General features: G+C 55.9%; 19 protein-coding genes. 15 read left to right on the plus strand and 4 right to left on the minus strand.

Features of this window, described 5'->3' with window-relative positions:
- The first annotated feature begins 200 nt into the window (after window positions 1–200).
- Entirely contained in the window at window positions 201–818 is a 618-nt protein-coding gene (locus N685_RS0112855) for a hypothetical protein (RefSeq protein ID WP_031408943.1), read from the plus strand.
- A gap of 171 nt (window positions 819–989) precedes the next feature.
- Here N685_RS0112855 and N685_RS0112860 read toward each other — a convergent pair whose 3' ends face one another.
- Complete coding sequence (locus N685_RS0112860) at window positions 990–1,400, minus strand: hypothetical protein (protein ID WP_031408945.1); 411 nt, start codon at window positions 1,398–1,400, stop codon at window positions 990–992.
- A 285-nt stretch (window positions 1,401–1,685) separates the two neighbouring features.
- Between N685_RS0112860 and N685_RS0112865 the strand changes: the two genes are divergently transcribed.
- The 3 genes from N685_RS0112865 (at window position 1,686) to N685_RS0112875 (ending at window position 5,323) form a co-directional block, all read left to right on the plus strand.
- Window positions 1,686–3,737: a glycosyltransferase family 39 protein gene (locus N685_RS0112865; protein WP_031408947.1), complete on the plus strand. Its 2,052-nt coding sequence runs from the start codon at window positions 1,686–1,688 to the stop codon at window positions 3,735–3,737.
- A gap of 241 nt (window positions 3,738–3,978) precedes the next feature.
- Window positions 3,979–4,941, plus strand: coding sequence for a glycosyltransferase family 2 protein (locus tag N685_RS0112870; protein ID WP_031408949.1), 963 nt, complete (start codon window positions 3,979–3,981; stop codon window positions 4,939–4,941).
- Window positions 4,913–5,323 (plus strand): GtrA family protein, encoded by a 411-nt coding sequence (locus N685_RS0112875; RefSeq protein WP_031408951.1) that lies wholly within the window; start codon window positions 4,913–4,915, stop codon window positions 5,321–5,323. The genes N685_RS0112870 and N685_RS0112875 overlap by 29 nt, the downstream gene beginning before the upstream one ends.
- 451 nt (window positions 5,324–5,774) lie before the next feature.
- Here N685_RS0112875 and ltaE read toward each other — a convergent pair whose 3' ends face one another.
- From ltaE to proB, 3 genes are all read right to left on the minus strand, one after another.
- A complete protein-coding gene (ltaE, locus tag N685_RS0112880; RefSeq protein ID WP_031408953.1) occupies window positions 5,775–6,806 on the minus strand; it encodes a low-specificity L-threonine aldolase in 1,032 nt (343 codons plus the stop codon).
- An 84-nt stretch (window positions 6,807–6,890) separates the two neighbouring features.
- Window positions 6,891–8,135, minus strand: coding sequence for a glutamate-5-semialdehyde dehydrogenase (locus N685_RS0112885; protein WP_031408955.1), 1,245 nt, complete (start codon window positions 8,133–8,135; stop codon window positions 6,891–6,893).
- Complete coding sequence (gene proB / locus N685_RS0112890; RefSeq protein ID WP_031408957.1) at window positions 8,132–9,256, minus strand: glutamate 5-kinase; 1,125 nt, start codon at window positions 9,254–9,256, stop codon at window positions 8,132–8,134. The genes N685_RS0112885 and proB overlap by 4 nt, the downstream gene beginning before the upstream one ends.
- A gap of 522 nt (window positions 9,257–9,778) precedes the next feature.
- Between proB and N685_RS0112895 the strand changes: the two genes are divergently transcribed.
- The 11 genes from N685_RS0112895 to N685_RS0112955 all read left to right on the plus strand — a co-directional run bounded on the left by N685_RS0112895 (window position 9,779) and on the right by N685_RS0112955 (window position 19,826).
- Window positions 9,779–9,985, plus strand: a complete 207-nt coding sequence (locus N685_RS0112895) for a hypothetical protein (RefSeq protein WP_156961396.1) — start codon at window positions 9,779–9,781, stop codon at window positions 9,983–9,985.
- 92 nt (window positions 9,986–10,077) lie between these two features.
- Entirely contained in the window at window positions 10,078–11,757 is a 1,680-nt protein-coding gene (gene ilvD / locus N685_RS0112900) for a dihydroxy-acid dehydratase (RefSeq protein ID WP_031408961.1), read from the plus strand.
- Between the two features lie 446 nt (window positions 11,758–12,203).
- On the plus strand, window positions 12,204–13,535 hold the full coding sequence (paaK, locus tag N685_RS0112915) for a phenylacetate--CoA ligase PaaK (protein WP_031408963.1): 1,332 nt from the start codon (window positions 12,204–12,206) through the stop codon (window positions 13,533–13,535).
- A gap of 94 nt (window positions 13,536–13,629) precedes the next feature.
- Window positions 13,630–14,598, plus strand: coding sequence for a 1,2-phenylacetyl-CoA epoxidase subunit PaaA (paaA, locus tag N685_RS0112920; protein ID WP_031408965.1), 969 nt, complete (start codon window positions 13,630–13,632; stop codon window positions 14,596–14,598).
- A gap of 12 nt (window positions 14,599–14,610) precedes the next feature.
- Window positions 14,611–14,964: a 1,2-phenylacetyl-CoA epoxidase subunit PaaB gene (gene paaB, locus N685_RS0112925; RefSeq protein ID WP_031408967.1), complete on the plus strand. Its 354-nt coding sequence runs from the start codon at window positions 14,611–14,613 to the stop codon at window positions 14,962–14,964.
- Entirely contained in the window at window positions 14,940–15,767 is an 828-nt protein-coding gene (gene paaC / locus N685_RS0112930; protein WP_031408970.1) for a 1,2-phenylacetyl-CoA epoxidase subunit PaaC, read from the plus strand. The genes paaB and paaC overlap by 25 nt, the downstream gene beginning before the upstream one ends.
- A 156-nt stretch (window positions 15,768–15,923) precedes the next feature.
- Window positions 15,924–16,400: a 1,2-phenylacetyl-CoA epoxidase subunit PaaD gene (gene paaD, locus N685_RS0112935; protein ID WP_031408971.1), complete on the plus strand. Its 477-nt coding sequence runs from the start codon at window positions 15,924–15,926 to the stop codon at window positions 16,398–16,400.
- Window positions 16,401–16,424: 24 nt separating this feature from the next.
- Complete coding sequence (locus tag N685_RS0112940; protein ID WP_031408974.1) at window positions 16,425–16,736, plus strand: EthD family reductase; 312 nt, start codon at window positions 16,425–16,427, stop codon at window positions 16,734–16,736.
- On the plus strand, window positions 16,729–17,505 hold the full coding sequence (locus tag N685_RS0112945) for an enoyl-CoA hydratase/isomerase family protein (protein ID WP_031408976.1): 777 nt from the start codon (window positions 16,729–16,731) through the stop codon (window positions 17,503–17,505). Before N685_RS0112940 ends, N685_RS0112945 begins: the two co-directional genes overlap by 8 nt.
- A 12-nt stretch (window positions 17,506–17,517) precedes the next feature.
- Window positions 17,518–18,291 (plus strand): enoyl-CoA hydratase-related protein, encoded by a 774-nt coding sequence (locus tag N685_RS0112950; protein WP_031408979.1) that lies wholly within the window; start codon window positions 17,518–17,520, stop codon window positions 18,289–18,291.
- Window positions 18,292–18,308: 17 nt separating this feature from the next.
- On the plus strand, window positions 18,309–19,826 hold the full coding sequence (locus N685_RS0112955; protein WP_031408981.1) for an aldehyde dehydrogenase family protein: 1,518 nt from the start codon (window positions 18,309–18,311) through the stop codon (window positions 19,824–19,826).
- Window positions 19,827–19,872: the final 46 nt, after the last annotated feature.

A 19,872-nucleotide genomic window follows, 5' to 3' on the forward strand; every position in this document is an offset into this window, starting at 1 on the left:
GGACGGACTCGTTTTCAGAAGCCATCAGAGAGGCTTGTTTCGGTGTTGGGGATCGGACATTGGGGCGCGTTCTGCGAGCGGGGGAGGACGAACGACCCTGCGTTTCTTTTCTTTTTTGGGCAGAAATGCCTGTTTGTTCTTGCCGGACAAGAGCTCCTTTTGTTATAAGGAAGATACCGGGTGCGAGGGAGAGTGGGGAGATGGAGAAAAGGGCGTTCCGCTGGCTTTATGTGTATATTGTCTTGGCGGTGCTGCTTCTGTCGGCGCCGTATTGGCTTTGGTGGCTGAAGCCGGAAACGAAGCTTGAGCTGCTCATTGTCGATGACACGGTGCCGGATCGGTCGTACCGCGAGCACCAAGGGCTTGTTTGGCTGCTCCGGGCGCAAAAGTACGTGCACCGGAATGGTGAGGCATATGATGCGGCGCGCGATTATGTCGGATTTGTGCCAAAGGGCGGTGGGGCATACGAAGTGCGCCCGTTTCCGAACACGATGGATCGCTATGATGCCGTGTATGTCGCCGACACGTACGGCGTCTATGAAGAAGAATTTGTTCGCCAGCGGACAGACGGGGCGCGGTCAGCGAAAGTGCACGGCGGTCTGGATGGCATCCGCCTCGGCGTGTACGTCGCCGACGGGGAGCGCTCATTTTCGTTCCCGGCGCTGGAAGGGAATGTGCTGCCGGCTCGGCAGTTTTACACGTACACGTGGCCGACGTGGGAGACGCCGCGCTACCACGAGCGGCTGAAGCCGTCGTATGAAGCGATGAAAGCGGCGTTTTCCGGCGCGGACATCGCCAAGCAGCAAGGAAACGAATAAGAAGAACGCCCCGCAACATTGGCCGCTGTTCGACACATCGATGACCGATCAAGGCGGTCGTCTGTTCAAAAAAGAATCTGCCTTGAAGAGGGGCAAGCACGAGACAAAAGCCCAACCGGCCGTCAAGCAGAAACATGCTGGCGGCCAGTTGGCTTGTTTCTTTTTCAGTTTTCAGGAGATTTCGTTTTGTCCAGCCCGGGAACGGAGTTTTCGTTCATGTTGGAGGGTTTTGCGGGCGAGGAAGTCAACCGTTTCCTGCGTTTCCGACCATTCAAGGCGCCAATAGTTCATTTTCGTTTCCAAGCGCTCAAATCGAGCATCCGTGCGCTTTTCCAAATCCAAAAGTTTTTGGTGCAACCGGTCTTCCGTCTCTCGAATTTTGGCATATAGCCGATTTTCTGTATCCTGAATCTCGGCGCGCAATCGGTCTTCTGTTTCTTGAAGTTCAGTACGTAATCGGTTTTCTGTATCTTGGATTTCGGCGCGCAATCGCTCTTCCATTTCCTTCATTTGTTGACGGAGTTGATCGGAATGCAAGTCAAGCGCCTTTAGAATTTGCTGCACGATCGTTTCGCCTTCCATGAGTTTCACCTCCTTTACTCTGATCATAGCACATGGCCGGCATCGGGAAAATGAAAATCTAGTCCACTCGTTTCATTTTTTCACCAAACTTTCACCAACACTATGTAACGTAACCATAGAAGACGGGTGATGATAAGAAGCGTGTTGTATCACCCCCTTGTTTTTTAAATGAAGAAACCTTGGGTGGGATCGGCTTCTCGTTTCATGTCATCTGACGTCAGTTAAGGGGCATCGCTGCGTTTCCCCCTTAGTAGGAAAAAAGAAAACGAGGGAAAGGGAGAGTTCATGAAGAAAAAACAATGGAAATTGGATGGATGGATCATTGCAATCATAGTTTGGTCGGCTTTTTTGCATCTCTATCAAATAGGAAACAGCGGTTCCAACGTCTATTACACGGCAGCGGCGAAAAGCATGGCGGCAAGCTGGAAGGCGTTTTTCTTTGCCGCACTCGACCCAGAGGGATTTATTACCGTTGATAAGCCCCCAGTCGCTCTTTGGTTGCAGGCGCTCAGCGTGAAGCTGTTTGGCGTTAGTGATTGGAGTGTTTTGCTTCCGGAAGCGGCGGCGGGGATCGCGTCTACATGGATGATTTATGTCATCGTCCAGCCGTGGGCCGGACAGACAGCGGCGCGGTGGGCAAGTTTCGTCTTTTCTTGCACCCCGGCGTTCGTCGCTGTGGCGCGGACGAACAATATTGATGCCGTATTGGTGTTCACATTGCTCTTCGCGACTTGGATGCTGATGAAGGCGGTGATAACGCAACGATGGACGTGGCTGGTTGGCAGTTTTGCGGTCGTCGGCATCGGGTTCAATATGAAAATGTTGCAGGCGTACATGGTGCTCCCGGCGTTTTACTTATTTTACTGGCTAGCTGGGCGGGTGCCGTGGAAAAAACGGGCCGGACATTTGCTGTTGGCGACGATCGTGCTGCTTTCGGTTTCGCTTTCGTATGCGGCTGCGGTGGCGCTGATTCCTGCAGATAAGCGTCCGTATATCGGGGGCAGTCAGACGAATTCTGTGTTAGAGTTGGCGCTTGGATATAACGGAATTGAGCGGTTGACCGGGGAAGCTGGACCCGGTGGAGGAAAGGGGAGGGCGGATGTTAACGGCAACGCGCAGCCACCTGTTGATGACAAGACACCGTTCAACGGCAAAGCGGGAACGGCGTTTCCGGATGGGTCAGGAGGGGCGCCGCCAACGGTGGGCAGCCAACTGCAAAGTCCACCATCTGTGCCTGGAGGTGGGATGGGTGGCATTGGTCGCGGCGAGATTGGTGACCCGGGCGTCCTTCGTTTGTTTCAACTGCCGCTTGCCGGGCAGGCGAGCTGGCTGTTGCCGTTTGCGGCTGTCGTAGCGATCGGCTTGGGAATAGACGTATGGCGACGCCGGCAGATGACCGCGTTTCATCAATTCTTGCTCTTTTGGTTTGCCTGGCTTGGTCCGATGCTCGTATTTTTTAGCATTGCCGGATTTTATCACCGCTATTATTTAAGTATGCTGGCGCCGGCTATAGCGGTATTAGTGGGAGCGGGAGGAGCGATGTTGGCCTTGTTGGCGTCCAGCGAACGGTGGACGAGGTGGTTGTTCCCGGCCGCCCTGGTGGCGACGTATGCGTTCGAAGTATGGACAGCCTGGCAATACCGTAGTTCGTTCTCCCCAGTATGGCCGCTCGCTGTCGGATTTTATGGGTCTGCAATGGTTTGCCTTTGGTTCGCGATGGAAGGCCGCGAGCATGGGAGGCGGATTGTCTATCGAGCTGCGCTCATTGGCGTGCTGGCATTGCCGGCCTATTGGTCGCTGACGCCAGTGCTATATGGGACAAACAGCACCATTCCATACGCTGGACCAGATTTACAACGAGATAGAGGCGCGCCCATGCCGACAGCCGCGATGCCGGATGGACAAGAGGAGCGTTCGCTGAGAGGAGAGACGGGCCAACCCGGCGATGGGGCGGGGCGGTGGCAAACTTCCCGCTCGTTGACAGCGTTAGTGTCCTATTTGGAGCAGCATGCGGGTGAAGCCAAATATTTAGCGGCCACCATCCGTGCGACCGAGGCGGCGGAGTTGATGCTTCACACCGATCGAGCGGTGATGGCGATGGGCGGATTCGGCGGAACGGATCCCGTACTAACGCCGAAGAAGCTAGAGGAAATGGCTCGCAACGGTGAGGTGAAGTATTTTCTCCTTTCCGGTGAAGGGCGAGGAAATCATGAGCTTGTTCAATGGATTCAAACACATTGCAAAGAAGTTCCATTTTCAGAATGGAATGGCGGAGAAAAGGCCCTAAACGGTGGAATGGAGCGCAGAGAAATGACGCTCTACGTATACAATGGATAAAGGGCTCGAGAAAAACAGCCGACATCCATCGCTGTTTTTCAAAACTAGGACATTCGTAGAAAAGCGTTTTTTATGGGATTCTCCATTAAAATAATTGAAGCTGATTCAAGCCGATCATTGGCGGGTGATCAGCTTCGTAGCCGAAGAAATCCATAGAGGAAAACGTAAAGCAGGCGGTGGCAAAATTGGTGAGGGTGTTCGTAGCCGAAGAAATCCATAGAGGAAGCAAGGAGGGAAATCGATGGCGACCTATTCTGTCATTATTCCTGTCTATAATGAAGCGCTCGTGATCCGTGAGACGTACCGACGGCTGAAAATAGTGATGGAGCAAACGGGTGAGCCGTATGAATTGTTGTTTGTTAATGACGGCAGCACCGATGGGACGCTCGATATCTTGAGGGAACTGGCCGTGAAAGATGAAACGGTGAAGTACATTGACTTCTCCCGCAATTTCGGTCATCAAATCGCGATTACAGCAGGAATGGATTACGCCTCTGGCCAAGCTGTCATCATCATTGACGCCGACTTGCAAGATCCTCCTGAACTGATTTTGGACATGATCGCGCGATGGAAAGAAGGGTATGATGTTGTCTATGCCCGGCGCGTCAAGCGGAAGGGGGAGACGTTGTTCAAGCGATGGACAGCGTATGTGTTCTACCGCTTGCTGCGGGCGGCGACCGAGATCGACATTCCCGCTGATACCGGCGATTTCCGTCTCATTGACCGGAAAGTGTGTAATCAGTTACGCTATATGCGGGAGCGAAATCGTTTTGTCCGGGGGCTTGTCAGCTGGGTCGGTTTTCGGCACATAGCGGTGGAATACGAGCGAGAGCCGCGGCTGGCTGGGGAGACAAAGTATCCACTTAAAAAGATGATTCGTTTTTCGTTAGACGGCATTACGTCTTTTTCGCATAAGCCGCTCAAATTGGCGAGCTGGCTTGGGTTTGCTTTGTCGGCGGCAAGTGTGGTCGGCATGATGGCGGTATTGTACTTGAAGTGGTTCACCCATTCGACCGTGGCCGGATGGGCATCGCTGTTGATGGTCATGCTGTTTTGCAACGGAGTGACGATGACAATGCTTGGGATTACCGGTGAATACATCGGCCGCATTTACGATGAAGTGAAAGAGCGGCCTCTATATATTGTCAATGAAACATGGGGAGTCGGAACGAGACATGAACGAAAGCCTTCCTACATTCCGTAAAGAAAAACAAGCCATATGGCGGTTTGCCGTCGTCGGGGTGGGCAATACGGCGGTCGACTTCGCTGTCTTTTTTCTGCTCACCGCCGCAGGCGTTCCTGCGGCCGCGGCGCAAGTCGCTTCTTACGGCGCCGGGGTGGCAAACAGCTACGTTTGGAACCGGCGCTGGACGTTTCAAATGAAGCAAAAGGCGAATATCGGGGAATTGCTTCGGTTTCTTGCGGTCAACGGGCTGTCGCTTGGGGTGTCGCTTGTCGTCTTGTTGGCGGCCGAACGGCTCGGCCCGCTTTGGCTCGCGAAAGGTGCGGCCACGGTCATGGGCATGGCGGTGAACTTCGTTGGCAGCCGCTGTTGGGTGTTTGCGGCACCGCGAAGCGAACGTTGACAGAAACAAATCTATAGGCCACGTCTTGCCCTCTACCTGGGGATGAAAACCACGGATCGCCGGCCAGGAATTTTCACAGAAAGGGCTCATGGGCAACGGTTTGCCCTCCACCCAGGGATGAACATTACCGCTTCCGGCATGGGATTTTCACGGAAAGGTCCATGAGCCGCGGTCCGCTCTCCACTCAGGGTGGAAATCATGGCTCGTCGGTGCGGCATTTTCACAGAAACGTACACCGCACTCACCAAGTGGGGGGATTTTCACAGAAAGCTGGGGTGGCGAACAACGAAACCGACTCGGAAGCCATGAGCGGCTCGGGTCGGTTTCTGTTTGGCAAGAGTCAAGAAGAAAAATCTAAAATTTCCTTCCCTGCGATTTGGAGCAGTGTTCAAAAGGTGTTTCCAAATCAGGAAACGAAAGGATGAAGATTCATGCCCATTCGCCGAATCTGTTAGGACAATTGCCGCTTGATTCGTTCGAGTGCGGTTTGCACCAGATCGGCGGTGATTTCCCGGTGGATGACGAAGCGAATGACGCCGTCATCAAACGGGCTGGCCAAGATGCCGGCCGCTTTCAAAAGGGCGATAAACGCTTCGTTGGAAAGCCCAGTGTCGTGAATATGGCAAAGGACGATGTTCGTTTCGACTCCATCGACATCGACGGACAGGCCGGGAATGGCCGCCAGCCCGTTCGCGAGCAGACGGGCGTTTGCGTGGTCTTCGGCGAGGCGGTCGACCATTGTTTCAAGGGCGATGATGCCCGACGCAGCCAAGACGCCGGCTTGGCGCAGACCGCCGCCGAGTCGCTGCCGCCATTTGCGCGCCTCTTTAATGAAGGCGCGGCTGCCGGCCAGCACCGATCCGACCGGTGCGGACAGTCCTTTTGAGAGGCAGATTTGCACCGTATCGGCATACTGGGTGAATTCCGTCACCGGCACTCCGGCGGCGATAGCGGCGTTAAACAGCCGCGCTCCGTCAAGGTGGACGGGAACGCCGCGTTCGTTGGCGACATGGTAGATCGCTTTCATCGTTTCCACGGAAATGACTTTTCCACCGGCTTTGTTGTGGGTATTTTCCAAGCAAACGAGCCCGGACCGCGGATGGTGGATGTCGTCGCTGCGAATCGCTTTGTTGACGTCATCCGGGTCCATCGCACCGTTTGTCCCGCGGATCGGCCGCGTTTGGACGCCGGCGAGCGCCGCCGCCGCTCCCGCCTCATACAAGAAAATGTGCGATTCGGCTTCCAATATCACCTCATCCCCCGGGCGGCAATGCGTCAAGATGGCGACTTGGTTTCCTTGCGTGCCGCTTGTGACGAACAAGGCGTCTTCTTTTCCAAGCATTTTGGCCGCCAACGCTTCTAAACGGTTGACGGTCGGATCTTCGCCGTATACGTCGTCGCCGACTTCGGCTTCCGACATTGCTCGGCGCATCTCTGCCGTCGGTTTGGTCACGGTATCGCTGCGAAAATCAATGAACGTCATCGTGGCACTCCCTTCTTTCCTGATCGTTGTATGCATCAAAAGGAGGGGAGCGCAGGGGCGGGGGGTCCCGCTTCCCGCCCTTGGTTACACAGTTCGAATTTGCCCGGTCCCGTACACGAGCGATTTCGTTGTCGTGATGGCCACAAGCCCCATCGGCCCGCGGGCGTGCAGCTTTTGCGTGCTGATGCCGATTTCTGCCCCGTAGCCGAACTGTTCGCCATCCGTGAAGCGGGTGGACGCGTTATGGTACAACACCGCCGCGTCGACGGCTTGGAAAAAGCGACGGACGTGCGCCTCGTTTTCGGTGATGATCGCTTCCGAATGTTTCGTCCCGTAGCGGCGGATATGCTCGATCGCTTCATCGACATCGTCGACGAGCTTCACGGCTAAAATTGGGGCCAAATATTCCGTATGCCAGTCTTCTTCCGTCGCTTCGTTGACAAACGGATGCATAGCGACAAGGTGACGGTCGCCGCGCAGCTCAACGCCGCGAGCATGAAGCGCCTCAAGCAGCTCGCCAGCGTACGGCCACCGTTCGTGAATGAGCACCGTTTCGACGGCGTTGCAGACGGACGGACGCTGCAGTTTGGCGTTTACGACGATATCGATTGCCATCAGCCGCTCGGCCGATTCGTCGATGAAAATATGGCAGTTGCCGACGCCGGTCTCAAGCACCGGTACGGTGGCGTTTTCGACGACCGAGCGGATCAGCCCCGCTCCGCCGCGCGGAATGAGGACATCAAGATAGTCGTTGAGGCGGAACATGCGCTGGGCCGTTTCCCGGCTCGTGTCTTCGAGCAGCTCAATGGCGGTTTCCGGGATGGTCGTTGTGCGAAGCGCCTCTTTCATGACCGCCACAAGCGCTTTGTTGGAATGAAGCGCCGATGAGCTGCCGCGGAGCAAGACGGCGTTGCCCGTTTTCAGGCAAAGGCTGGCGGCATCGACCGTCACATTCGGGCGCGCCTCATACACCATGCCGATCACCCCAAGCGGCACGCGCACGGTTTGAATGCGCAGCCCGTTTGGCCGCGTCCATTCGGCAACGATTTCCCCGACCGGGTCAGGTAATGAAGCGACTTGGCGGACGCCGCCGATGATTTGATCGATCCGTTCATTCGTGAGCTGCAGCCGGTCAAGCAAAGCCGGCGACAGCCCTTGCGCGCGGCCGGCGGCCATATCGTTTTCGTTTGCCGCCAAAATGACGGCGCGTTCGCGGTCGATGGCTTGGGCGATCTGTTCCAATGCCGCATTTTTTTCTTCGGTAGACAGCATGGCCAACGTTTGTGACGCTGTTTTCAACCGTTCGGCTTTTTCCAGCAGTTCGTTCATCTTTGGACACGCTCCTTTCGCAAAGTGACCCAATTGTCGCGGTGGATGACTTCCGGGCGGTGAAGGTAAGAGTATTGCCGGGCCTCTTCGCTCGGCCGCCCTTTCACTTTTTTCAAATCGGCGGCGGCGTAATACACTTGGCCGCGGCCGATGGTGACGCCTTTTTCATTGACGACGTCGACGACATCCATTGCATGGAAGTCGCCGGAAACGGCCGTGACGCCGGCGGGAAGCAAGCTTTTCCCGCGCACAAGCAGCGCTTCCTCGGCGCCGCTGTCAACGGTGATCACGCCGGAAACGGGGGCGTGATAGGCGATCCATTGCTTGCGCATCTGCATTTGTTTCGGAAACGGAGCGCCGATGTACGTGCCGTCCCCTTTTCCAGCCAAAATATCGGCGAGCTTTTCTTTGCCGCTTCCCGTGCCGATGAAGACGCTGACACCGAACGAGAGCGCTTTTCGGGCGGCCAACAGCTTTGAGCGCATGCCGCCGGTGCCGACCGCTGAGCCGCTGCCACCGGCTGAGGCGAGCATCTCGCTTGTAATCTCCGGCAAAAAGGCGTACTTTTTCGCCTGTGGGTTCGTTTTCGGATTGGCGTCGTACAGCCCGTTGATGTCGGTGAGCAAAACGAGCGCATCGGCGTGCAAAAAGCCGGCGACCAAGGCGGAAAGCATGTCATTGTCGCCAAACGTCAGCTCCTCAGCGGAAACCGGATCGTTTTCGTTAATGATCGGGACGGCGCCGTGCTCAAGCAATGTCGTGATCGTCGCAAACAAGTTGCGGAACCGCTCGCGGCTGTAAAAATCGCTGCGCGTCAACAACAATTGGGCGGCGGTGAAGCCGAATCGGGCGAACGCCGAACTGTACGCCTGCATGAGCAGGCTTTGTCCGACGGCGGCGGCCGCCTGTTTGCCGGCGAGCGTCGTCGGCCGCGCCGGGTAGCCTAACGGTCCGAACCCGGCAGCGACCGCCCCCGAAGTGATGAGAATGACGTCATGGCCAAGCTGTTTCAGGTGCGCAATGGCTTCGACGTGATCATGAAGTTTGTCAAGGCATAGGCCGCCTTTTGGATCGGTGAGCGAGCTGCTCCCGATTTTGACGACGACGCGCTGCCGTTTCATGGCGTTCCCTCCTTTGCGTGTTTTGCCGCTGTCTATGCCATTGTTGTTTGCCGCCCGTTGGAAAGGCGGCAAACAAAAAAACGCTTCTCCTCCTTTGGCAAAAGGACGGAAAAGCGTTCCGCGGTACCACCTTTTTTGGCGCACAAAGCGCCCACCTCTGGCCTATAACGCAGGCATGCGGCTTATGTTTGCATAAGCGGCCGTCTAGGGCAGGTTCAACCGGCTTCCCGCGAGGAACCTTCCAGCCTATGGGTTCCACTCTCTGGCGCGTTCCCTCGGTTTACTAGTCCCGTGCCGTTCCCGTTGATCCATTGTCATCGTCCAGAACGATAGATAGTTTGTAAGAAATTATGCCGCCAAATTCCGCTGTTGTCAAGAGAGAAGGAAACGGAACGATCAACGCAGCGCAAACCGCTCGTTGTCCTCGATCGGGAAACCGGGCGACCAATGTGTTCCGTGCCGCCTTCCCCGCTTGCGGCCGTTGTCCTCCGCCGGGAAACCTGGTGACCGCCGTTCCGTTGGGTGGAAGCATGGAGAAAAAGCGCAAACCGCCTTTATTTCCCAGCGAACGCCGGCGATGGTACGAACAGCATTTTCACCAGCTTTTCCGGTCTGTTTGGCGAGGCGATCGGGATACAGCCGCTTTCGCTGGCGCAAAGGAATGGCGAACGGCCGGAGCTTGGCTGGGAAGCGGCGCTGCCGCTGACTTGGACTGCGGGCAGCAAATGAAAACGTATTCAAAATAAAGATAATTGTCTTTCTATTAGAAAAAGTGGTACAATACTAGCAACCTAGCACTTTGTACGATGGAGGGACAACAGATGAAAAAACGGCGCAGCGACATGATCAAAAAAGGGTTTGACCGCGCTCCGCATCGGAGTTTGCTGCGGGCGGCCGGCGTGAAAGACGAAGATTTTGACAAACCGTTCATTGCCGTGGTCAACTCGTACATCGACATCATTCCGGGACACGTCCATTTGCAAGAGTTTGGAAAAATTGTCAAAGAAGCGATTCGCGAGGCGGGCGGCGTCCCGTTTGAAATGAATACGATCGGCGTTGATGACGGCATTGCGATGGGCCATATCGGGATGCGCTATTCGCTTCCGAGCCGGGAAATCATCGCGGATTCGATTGAAACGGTCATTTCCGCGCACTGGTTTGACGGTATGGTGTGCATTCCCAACTGTGACAAGATTACGCCGGGGATGATGATGGCAGCGATGCGGCTCAACATCCCGACGATTTTCGTCAGCGGCGGGCCGATGAAAGCCGGTGTCACGAAAGATGGGCGCAAAATCTCGCTTTCGTCCGTGTTTGAAGGCGTCGGCGCGTATTTGGGCGGAACGCTCGATGAAAAAGGGTTGGAAGAGCTCGAACGCTACGGCTGTCCGACGTGCGGGTCGTGTTCCGGCATGTTTACCGCCAACTCGATGAACTGTTTGGCTGAAGCGCTTGGGTTGGCTTTGCCGGGCAACGGCACGATTTTGGCGGTCGACCCGGCGCGCAAAGAGCTCGTCCGCCGCTCAGCGAAGCAGCTCATGTATTTGATTGAGCATGATATTAAGCCGCGCGACATCGTGACGGAAAAAGCGATTGACAACGCGTTCGCGCTCGATATGGCGCTCGGCGGCTCGACGAACACGGTGCTGCATACGCTGGCGATCGCCAATGAAGCTGGCATTGACTACTCGCTCGAGCGGATCAACGAAATCGCCGCCCGCGTGCCGCACTTGGCGAAGCTCGCACCGGCCTCCGATATTCATTACATTGAAGATTTGCACGAAGCCGGCGGCGTCTCGGCGGTGCTGAATGAATTGGCGAAAAAAGAAGGGACGCTGCATTTGGATACGCTGACCGTCACCGGCAAGACGCTCGGTGAAAACATCGCCGGCTGTGAAGTGAAAAACTATGACGTCATTCGGCCGATTGACAACCCGTATTCGGAAACGGGGGGCCTCGCCATTTTGTTCGGCAACTTGGCTCCGGACGGTGCCGTCATTAAAACGGGCGCGGTTCAAGGCGGCATTACGCGCCATGAAGGCCCGGCGATCGTCTTTGATTCGCAGGAAGAGGCGCTGGAAGGCATCGCCAGCGGCAAAATCCAACCGGGTCATGTCGTCGTCATCCGCTATGAAGGGCCAAAAGGCGGCCCAGGCATGCCGGAAATGCTGGCGCCAACATCGCAAATTGTCGGCATGGGGCTTGGCACCAAGGTGGCGCTTGTGACCGACGGCCGCTTCTCCGGCGCCTCGCGCGGCCTGTCGGTCGGGCATGTGTCTCCGGAAGCGGCGGAAGGCGGCCCAATCGCCTTCATCCAAGACGGCGACATCATTGAAATCGACACAGTGAAACGGACGATCAACGTCAAGCTGTCCGACGAAGAGCTCGAACGCCGAAAAGCGAACTGGAAAGGCTTTGAGCCGAAAGTGAAAACCGGGTATCTCGCCCGCTACTCGAAACATGTCACCTCGGCGAGCACGGGTGGGATTATGAAAATTTAGCAGTTTGTCGCATAGCAGAGGCGGAAGCGCATATGATCACGAAGGGGATCCAGCCGTTGACGGATCCCCTTTTTTATTTTTTCTCGCGCCGATTTAACGATATGAAAAGCGTATTCGACTAGTATGAAGCACGGGAGCACCGCAAACGTTTTTCTGCGCGGACTTCGGCCGCAAACGGGAATTCGGAAAAAAGCGGGGCGCCTGTTTCTGCTTGCCTTTGTCTGAAACGAAGAACCGAAAGCGACTGCTCCTTTCTCATTGGATGCAGGCAAAAATGATATTGACATTTTATACTATTTAGACTATTTTAAGATTAGATATGATATTTTATATATGTTACGTTAATATAACGTTATATATTTTTGTATTTTTGGAAGCGTTTTAAAAACTATTCAACTCACTTGCTCATGTGGCTGAATAGTTACAAAAAAGAGGGGGCGGAAACGATGATTTTGCATGACATCGAGACGGCTGCACGCCGTGAGCTTGAGGCGCTCCAGCTCGATCGGCTGCGGGTGACGGCGGAGCGGGTGTATGCGCGGGTGCCGTTTTATCGGCAACGGTTTGATGAATGCGGAGTGAAGCCGGAGGACATCCGGACGCTTGAGGATGTGCGCAAGCTCCCGTTTACGACAAAGCGGGATTTGCGGGATCATTATCCGTTTGGTTTGCTCGCGGTCGATCTTTCCCAATGCGTCCGTGTGCACGCTTCAAGCGGCACGAGCGGCAAACCGACGGTGGTCGCTTACACGAAGCAGGACATTGAGCACTGGGCCGATATTGTGGCGCGGGCGATTGTCATCGCGGGCGGAAAACCGGGGGATGTGATTCACAACGCCTATGGATACGGGCTGTTTACGGGCGGGCTCGGGCTGCATTATGGCAGCGAGCGGCTTGGCGCCGTGACGGTGCCGGTATCCGGGGGCAACACCGACCGGCAAGTGATGATCATTGAAGATTTTCAGCCGACCGTCATTTGCGCCACGCCGTCCTATGTATTGAACATTGCCGAGCGGATGAAGGAGCTGGGCAAAGATCCGCGGCAAACATCGCTCAAATACGGCATCTTCGGTGCGGAACCGTGGTCCGAGGAAATGCGGCGCACGCTTGAAGAAACGTTTGATATGAAGGCATGCGACATTTACGGACTGAGTGAAGTGATCGGCCCGGGGGTGGCGATGGAATGCCACGAAGCGCAAAACGGCCTCCATATCGCCGAGGACCATTTCCTTGTGGAGGTGATCGACCCGAAAACGCTCGAGCCGGTGGCGGAAGGGGAAGAAGGAGAGTTGGTTTTTACGAGCTTGACGAAAGAGGCGTTTCCGGTCATCCGCTACCGGACGGGCGACATCGCTTCCGTGACGAGAGAGCGGTGTGCTTGCGGGCGGACGACGGCGCGCATGTCGCGGGTCAAGGGGCGGGTTGATGATATGATCATCATCCGCGGCGTCAATGTGTTCCCGTCGGAAATTGAGCACCATCTGCTTCGTGTCTCGGAACTGGCTCCGCACTATCAGCTGCACCGTCTCCGCCACGGACATTTGGAAGCGCTTGAGCTGCATGCGGAAGTGACCGACCGTTTTTACAGCGAGGTCGGGGGAGATTTGCAAAGCGAGCAGGCCGCGGCCCTTGCCCGGCGCATTCAGTCATTGTTGAAAACGCACTGTCTTATTTCGATTGACGTCCATCTCCATTCGCCGAAAACGCTCCCGCGGTCGGAAGGAAAAGCAGTGCGTATCGTTGACCGCCGCCATCTTGAAGCACCGCAATCCATTTGATCAAGAAAGAGAAAAAACGATTGCAAAATATATAACATTAAAATATAATAACGTTAAACAAACGTTATATATATTAAATGAGAGGTGTATGGGGATGGCGTCTATCATGACGTTCACCCGCCTGTCAGATGAGGAGAAATACGAACGGTTTATGCAGCGCATCGAGGCGGGGGAAAAGATCGAAGCCGATGACTGGATGCCGGATGAATATCGAATGACGCTCATCAAGCTGATTGCGATGCATGCGGTGAGCGAAATTATGGGAGCGCTTCCGGAAAAAGAATGGGTGCCGAAAGCGCCGTCGCTGCGCCGGAAGCTTGGCATCATGGCGAAGGTGCAGGACGAGATGGGGCACGGCCAGCTGCTGCTGCGGGTGGCGGAAGATTTGCTGGCGCCGCTTGGGAAAACGCGGGAAGACATTATCGAAGATTTATTAAACGAACGGTTGAAGTTTCATAACGTGTTTCATATGCCGGCGCCGACATGGGCGGACGCCGGGCTGATCGGATGGCTTGTCGACGGGGCGGCGATTATGACGCAGACGAACATGCTGGATGCCTCATACGGACCGTACGCACGGGCGCTGAAGCGCATTTGCGCCGAGGAAGTGTTTCACGCCCAGCACGGCGAGTCGATCATTTTGGCGCTCGCCGAAGGGACGAAGGAGCAGAAGGAGATGCTGCAAGAGGCGCTCAACCGTTGGTGGGAGGCGTTGCTCATGTTTTTCGGCCCGCCGACGGCCGACACGACGGGAACCTCGAAGCAAGACATCACGATCAAATACCGCATCCGCACGAAAACGAATGAACAGCTGCGCCAAGACTTCTTTACGAAATATGTGCCGCGCATTTGGGCGCTTGGTCTGAAGATTCCGGATGAGACAATGCGTTTTGACAAAGAGAAGGGCCAATGGATTTACCAGCAGCCGGACTGGGAGAAGTTTAAACAAATCATTCGCAATCATGGTCCAAAATCGCAAGAGCGGCTGGAGCTGCGGCGGACGGCATACAAGCAGAACGCCTGGGTGCGCGAGGCGCTCAGTGCGGTGCGGACGGCCGGATGAGGAGGGATGGCCATGGCGGGGAAAGAACGAGGATTTTATCAAGTGTTTGAGGTGTTCAGCCGCAAAGCGCCGGATGCACCGATGCAGCATCAATTCAGTCTGCTTGCCCCCAATGAGGAGATCGCGCTCGTGATGGCGCAGGAAAACTTTATGCGCCGTGAGCCGGTCGCTGACCTTTGGGTCGTAAAGCGGGACTATATCCGGCGGATGAGTGAAGACGAAAAAGCAGCGCTCAAGCGGCTTGACAACAAAGATTACCGGCTGACGCGGGGATATGGGGATTTGAAAAAGCGGTGGCGCAAATATGAACAACAGGCGTTTGACGAAAAAGAAATTTTGTCATGGAAAGGCGAGATTCAACGATGAGTGAAAAGCATGTCGATGCGAACGGCCGGGATGCGTTGACGGAGCTGTTGTTCCAGCTAGCCGACGATGACTTTTTGCTTGCCTACCGCGGCTCGGAATGGCTCGGCCTGGCGCCGCATATTGAGGAGGACATCGCGTTTTCTTCCATCAGTCAGGACACGATGGGCCATGCGGCCATGTATTATCAGCTGCTTGAAGATCTTGGCTGTGGATCAGCCGACGAACTGGCGCACGCCCGCCCGGCTTCGGCCCGGCGCAATGCGGTTTTGCTCGAACGGGCGAACGGCCCGGGGCATTATTTGCGTGAACCTCGCTATGATTGGGCGTTCACCGTTGTTCGCCAATATTTTTATACGCAGGCCAAGCGCGTCCGTCTCGAATCGCTGACCAAAAGCAGCTATGCCCCGCTCGCGGAAGTAGCGGCGAAAATTCAAGTGGAGCTGCACTATCATTTGCTTCATTGGCATACGTGGTTTGTCCAGCTGACGAATGCCCCTGGGGAAGCGCGGACGCGAATGACCAAAGCCATTCAAGACGTGGCCGCTGATTTTGCCGGTGTGTTGACGCTCGGAGCGAAAGGAACGGACATGGTGCGGTGGGGGCTGATTGATGAGGAAAAGGTGCTGACCGAAAACACCATTGCCGCGCTGGCGCCAGCGTTTGCCGAAGTGGGGCTTGAGTGGCCGATGCCGTTTGGCATGAAGCATGGCAACGGCCGCAACGGCGAACATACGCCCGATTTGGACGAAGCGCTGGCGACGTTGTCAGAAGTATACCGCGCCGTCCCGCATGCGATATGGTAATGCCGGAGCCGCTGTTTGCCAACATGCGGCGTTGGGCGTGACGCCTCTTTATGACGGACGAAGTGTTTGTTCAAGGAGCAAAACGGTGCACCATTGGCGGCACTAGGCAGCCCAAGCGGGAAAACGGCAGCGGGTTGGAAAATGTGAGGGAGAACCATGACAAATGAAGAGGTTTGGAAAGCGTTAGAAACGGTGAAAGACCCAGAGATTCATTCGATTAGCATTGTCGAGCTTGGGATGGTGGAGCAGGTTGACGTTCGGGATGAAGCGGTCTCGGTCTGTCTGCTGCCGACGTTTCTCGGCTGTCCGGCGCTTGATATCATCCGCACGCGGGTGGAGGAAGCGGTGAAGCAAGCAGGGGCTTCGGCGGTGACGGTTGAGTTTCTCCGCCATCCGCCGTGGACGTCCGATCGGATCAGCGAAGCCGGACGGGAGCGGCTGAAGCAGTTTGGCATCGCTCCGCCGCCGCGGCAAATGCCGTCAGGGGCGTGGCAAGTCGAGTGTCCGTATTGCGGGGCGGAGCGGACCATCATGGAAAATTTGTTCGGCCCGACCGCCTGCCGCAGCATTTTCTACTGCAAACAATGCAAAAATCCGTTTGAGGCGATGAAGCCGGTATTGATTTCGGGATAAGAAAAGGGAAAGGAGACGTTCGTGATGTTTAAAATGATTGCCTTGTACAAACAGCCGAAAGATAAGGAACAGTTTGACGCCCATTATTATGGAACGCATGTGCCGTTGACGGAAAAAATTCCTGGCCTCCGAAAAATCGAGGTGACGAAAATTACGGGGACGCCGATGGGGACGGAAAGCGAGTATTATTTGTTGTGTGAAATGTATTACGACAGCCAAGAGGCGTTCCAAGAGGCGATGAAAACGAAAGAAGCGAAGGCATCGGCCAAAGATGTCATGTCATTTGCCGGCGATCTCGTCACCTTTATGGTCGGTGAGGAAGTGGAACATGAGTGAGTGGACGTTCCTTGCGGTGCGGCAAGAGGGAGCGGTTGGCGTCATTGAACTGGCCCGCCCTGATGTGTTGAATGCGCTCAGCCGTCAGATGGTGGCGGAAATCGTCGCTGCTGTCGAATCGTTCGACCGGGATGAAGCCGTGCGTGTCATTGTGCTCACCGGGCGCGGGCGGGCGTTCGCCGCTGGGGCCGATATTCAAGAGATGGCGGACGATGACCCCATTCGTCTTGAGTGGCTGAACCAGTTTGCCGATTGGGATCGCCTGTCCCTCGTGAAAACGCCGATGATTGCCGCTGTCAACGGCTTAGCGCTCGGCGGCGGCTTCGAGCTGGCGCTGTCATGCGATTTGATCATCGCTTCGGCCGCAGCGGAATTCGGTTTTCCAGAAGTCAACCTCGGCGTCATGCCAGGAGCGGGAGGCACGCAGCGGCTGACGAAGCTCATCGGGCCGAAGCGGGCGCTCGAGTGGCTTTGGACCGGGGCGCGCATGTCGGCGAAAGAAGCCGAGCAGCTAGGGATTGTCACCCGCGCCGTCAGCCCAGAGCTTTTAATGGAAGAAACGATGCGGTTGGCCGGGCGTCTCGCTGAACAGCCGCCTTTGGCTCTTCGGCTGATCAAAGAGGCGGTGCAAAAAGCGGTCGACTATCCGCTGTATGAAGGCATGCAATTTGAGCGGAAAAACTTTTACCTATTGTTCGCCTCGGAAGACCAAAAAGAAGGAATGGCGGCCTTCCTCGAAAAACGAAAGCCGCGCTTCCAAGGAAAATAAGGGGGGCGTCCGATGTACGAAACGATCCGTTATGAAGTGAAGGGGCAAGTCGCCTGGCTGACGCTCAACCGCCCGGATCAGCTCAATGCGTTTACGGAACAAATGAATGCGGAAGTGACAAAGGCGCTGAAGCAAGCAGGAGCGGATCAAAACGTCCGCTGCGTGGTGATCACCGGCGCCGGCCGAGCGTTTTGCGCCGGCGAAGACTTGAGCGGCGTGACGGAAGAAATGGACCATGGCGACGTGTTGCGCACCCGATACGCGCCGATGATGAAAGCGCTTCATCATCTGGAAAAGCCGGTTGTCGCCGCGGTGAACGGAGCGGCGGCCGGCGCGGGCATGAGCTTGGCGCTGGCGTGTGATTTCCGGCTTCTCTCGGAAAAGGCGAGTTTCGCTCCCGCGTTTATTCACGTCGGTCTTGTGCCGGATGCGGGGCATCTGTACTATTTGCCGCGCCTCATCGGGCGGGCAAAGGCGCTTGAGCTTGCGGTGCTCGGGGAAAAAGTGGCTGCCGAGGAAGCCGTTGCTCTTGGGCTGGCCACCAAGGTGATTCCGCTCTCGTCTTGGGAAGAGGAAGTCAAGCAGTTTGCCGAGCGGCTGGCGGCCATGCCGACGAAGGCGATTGGACTGATCAAACGGCTGCTTCGCGAAAGCCAGGAAGCGACGTTTGACCGCTACCTCGAACGGGAAGCGGAATGCCAGCGCATCGCGGGATTGACATCCGACCACCGCGAAGGCGTTAAGGCATTTTTTGAGAAACGGAAACCGATTTTCCAAGGAAACTAAGCAAGGGGGAAAAAACGATGGCGACTGTCAAGCAAAAGAAAATGGAACCGATGCCGACGAAACGCGATTTCTATCATTTGATTATAAATGGGGAGCGGGTGGAAAGCGCCGCGGGCGAAACGTTGGTCGTCACCAATCCGGCCACGGGCGAACCGGTCGCTCGCGTCGCCAAAGGGACGCGCGAGGATGCCGAGCGTGCGGTGCAGGCGGCGCGGCAAGCGTTTGACCGCGGGAAATGGCGTCATTTTCCGGTGCAAAAACGGGCGCGCATCTTATACCAAATTGCGTCCATCATGCGCGAACGTTTCAATGAATTGGTGGAGTTGGAAATTTTGAATACCGGCAAAGCGTTGTCGGCGGCTCAAGGGCAAGTGATGCAGGCGATTGAAGACTTTGAATTTTTCGCTGGGGCGATCATTGGGCACCGCGGGGCGGTCAACCCGATGCCGGGGGCGTTTCACAACTATACAGAAAAGGAGCCTGTCGGCGTGTGCGCCCAAATTATTCCTTGGAACTATCCGCTCATGATGGCAGCTTGGAAAATTGCGCCGGCCATTGCCGCGGGATGCTCGGTTGTCGTCAAACCAGCGTCGCTGACGCCGCTCACCTGCCTTGTGCTGGCGGAAATTTGCCATGAGGCTGGCGTGCCGGAAGGGGTCGTCAATGTGGTGACAGGCGCCGGAGCGGAAGTTGGGGACTATTTGGTCGAACATCCGCTTGTCGACAAAGTGGCGTTTACCGGATCGACGCCGGTCGGGAAGGAAATTATGGAGAAAGCGGCGAAAACATTAAAACGGGTGACGCTCGAGCTGGGTGGCAAATCGCCGAGCCTTGTGTTTGCGGACGCTGATTTGGAAGCCGCTGTCGCCGGCTCATTGTTCGGCATTTTCTACAACAGCGGCCAATCGTGCGAGGCGCGCTCCCGCTTGTATGTGCATGAAAGCATCTATGACGCGTTTATGGAAGCGTTCGTGGCCAAAACGAAACAGCTGAAGCTCGGCGATCCGTTTGATGCCGGCACGCATGTGGGAGCGATCATCAGCCGCAGTCAGCTCGAAGTGATCGATGAGTATGTGCAATCCGCGGTCGCTGATGGAGCGACGATCGCCGCCGGCGGAAAAGAGGCGGTCGTGGCCGGTTTTGAAAACGGTTACTGGTATGAACCGACGATTTTGACGAACGTGAACCATCAAATGAAAGCGGTTCGCGAAGAAATTTTTGGACCGGTTGTCGTCGTGATGAAATTCCGCGATGAAGCCGAAGCCGTTGAATTGGCGAACGACAGCGACTATGGACTGGCCGCCGCGATTTGGACAAAAGATCATGGCCGCGCTGTTCGCGTAGCCAAACAGCTGCGTTCCGGCATTGTCATGGTCAACAGCCCATTCTCCGCTTTCCCAGGCACGCCGTTTGGCGGCTACAAACAGTCCGGATTTGGGCGCGAGCTGTCTGTCGAGGCGCTTGATTTGTACACAGAAACGAAAAGCGTGCTGTCGTATTATGGTCCGCGTCCGCTTAATCCGTTTGGCGTCTAAGGCTTTTCACCGTTTTGCGTTTGTCACGATACGAGAGCGTGTCGCG

The organism is Geobacillus vulcani PSS1, from assembly GCF_000733845.1.
Taxonomy (GTDB): Bacteria; Bacillota; Bacilli; order Bacillales; family Anoxybacillaceae; genus Geobacillus; species Geobacillus vulcani.

Excerpts from the sequence above, each read along its gene's own strand:
- N685_RS0112855 (WP_031408943.1), top strand. The coding sequence starts at position 201 with ATGGAGAAAAGGGCGTTCCGCTGGCTTTATGTGTATATTGTCTTGGCG.
- N685_RS0112860 (WP_031408945.1), bottom strand. The coding sequence starts at position 1,400 with ATGGAAGGCGAAACGATCGTGCAGCAAATTCTAAAGGCGCTTGACTTG.
- N685_RS0112865 (WP_031408947.1), top strand. The coding sequence starts at position 1,686 with ATGAAGAAAAAACAATGGAAATTGGATGGATGGATCATTGCAATCATA.
- N685_RS0112870 (WP_031408949.1), top strand. The coding sequence starts at position 3,979 with ATGGCGACCTATTCTGTCATTATTCCTGTCTATAATGAAGCGCTCGTG.
- N685_RS0112875 (WP_031408951.1), top strand. The coding sequence starts at position 4,913 with ATGAACGAAAGCCTTCCTACATTCCGTAAAGAAAAACAAGCCATATGG.
- ltaE (WP_031408953.1), bottom strand. The coding sequence starts at position 6,806 with ATGACGTTCATTGATTTTCGCAGCGATACCGTGACCAAACCGACGGCA.
- N685_RS0112885 (WP_031408955.1), bottom strand. The coding sequence starts at position 8,135 with ATGAACGAACTGCTGGAAAAAGCCGAACGGTTGAAAACAGCGTCACAA.
- proB (WP_031408957.1), bottom strand. The coding sequence starts at position 9,256 with ATGAAACGGCAGCGCGTCGTCGTCAAAATCGGGAGCAGCTCGCTCACC.
- ilvD (WP_031408961.1), top strand. The coding sequence starts at position 10,078 with ATGAAAAAACGGCGCAGCGACATGATCAAAAAAGGGTTTGACCGCGCT.
- paaK (WP_031408963.1), top strand. The coding sequence starts at position 12,204 with ATGATTTTGCATGACATCGAGACGGCTGCACGCCGTGAGCTTGAGGCG.
- paaA (WP_031408965.1), top strand. The coding sequence starts at position 13,630 with ATGGCGTCTATCATGACGTTCACCCGCCTGTCAGATGAGGAGAAATAC.
- paaB (WP_031408967.1), top strand. The coding sequence starts at position 14,611 with ATGGCGGGGAAAGAACGAGGATTTTATCAAGTGTTTGAGGTGTTCAGC.
- paaC (WP_031408970.1), top strand. The coding sequence starts at position 14,940 with ATGGAAAGGCGAGATTCAACGATGAGTGAAAAGCATGTCGATGCGAAC.
- paaD (WP_031408971.1), top strand. The coding sequence starts at position 15,924 with ATGACAAATGAAGAGGTTTGGAAAGCGTTAGAAACGGTGAAAGACCCA.
- N685_RS0112940 (WP_031408974.1), top strand. The coding sequence starts at position 16,425 with ATGTTTAAAATGATTGCCTTGTACAAACAGCCGAAAGATAAGGAACAG.
- N685_RS0112945 (WP_031408976.1), top strand. The coding sequence starts at position 16,729 with ATGAGTGAGTGGACGTTCCTTGCGGTGCGGCAAGAGGGAGCGGTTGGC.
- N685_RS0112950 (WP_031408979.1), top strand. The coding sequence starts at position 17,518 with ATGTACGAAACGATCCGTTATGAAGTGAAGGGGCAAGTCGCCTGGCTG.
- N685_RS0112955 (WP_031408981.1), top strand. The coding sequence starts at position 18,309 with ATGGCGACTGTCAAGCAAAAGAAAATGGAACCGATGCCGACGAAACGC.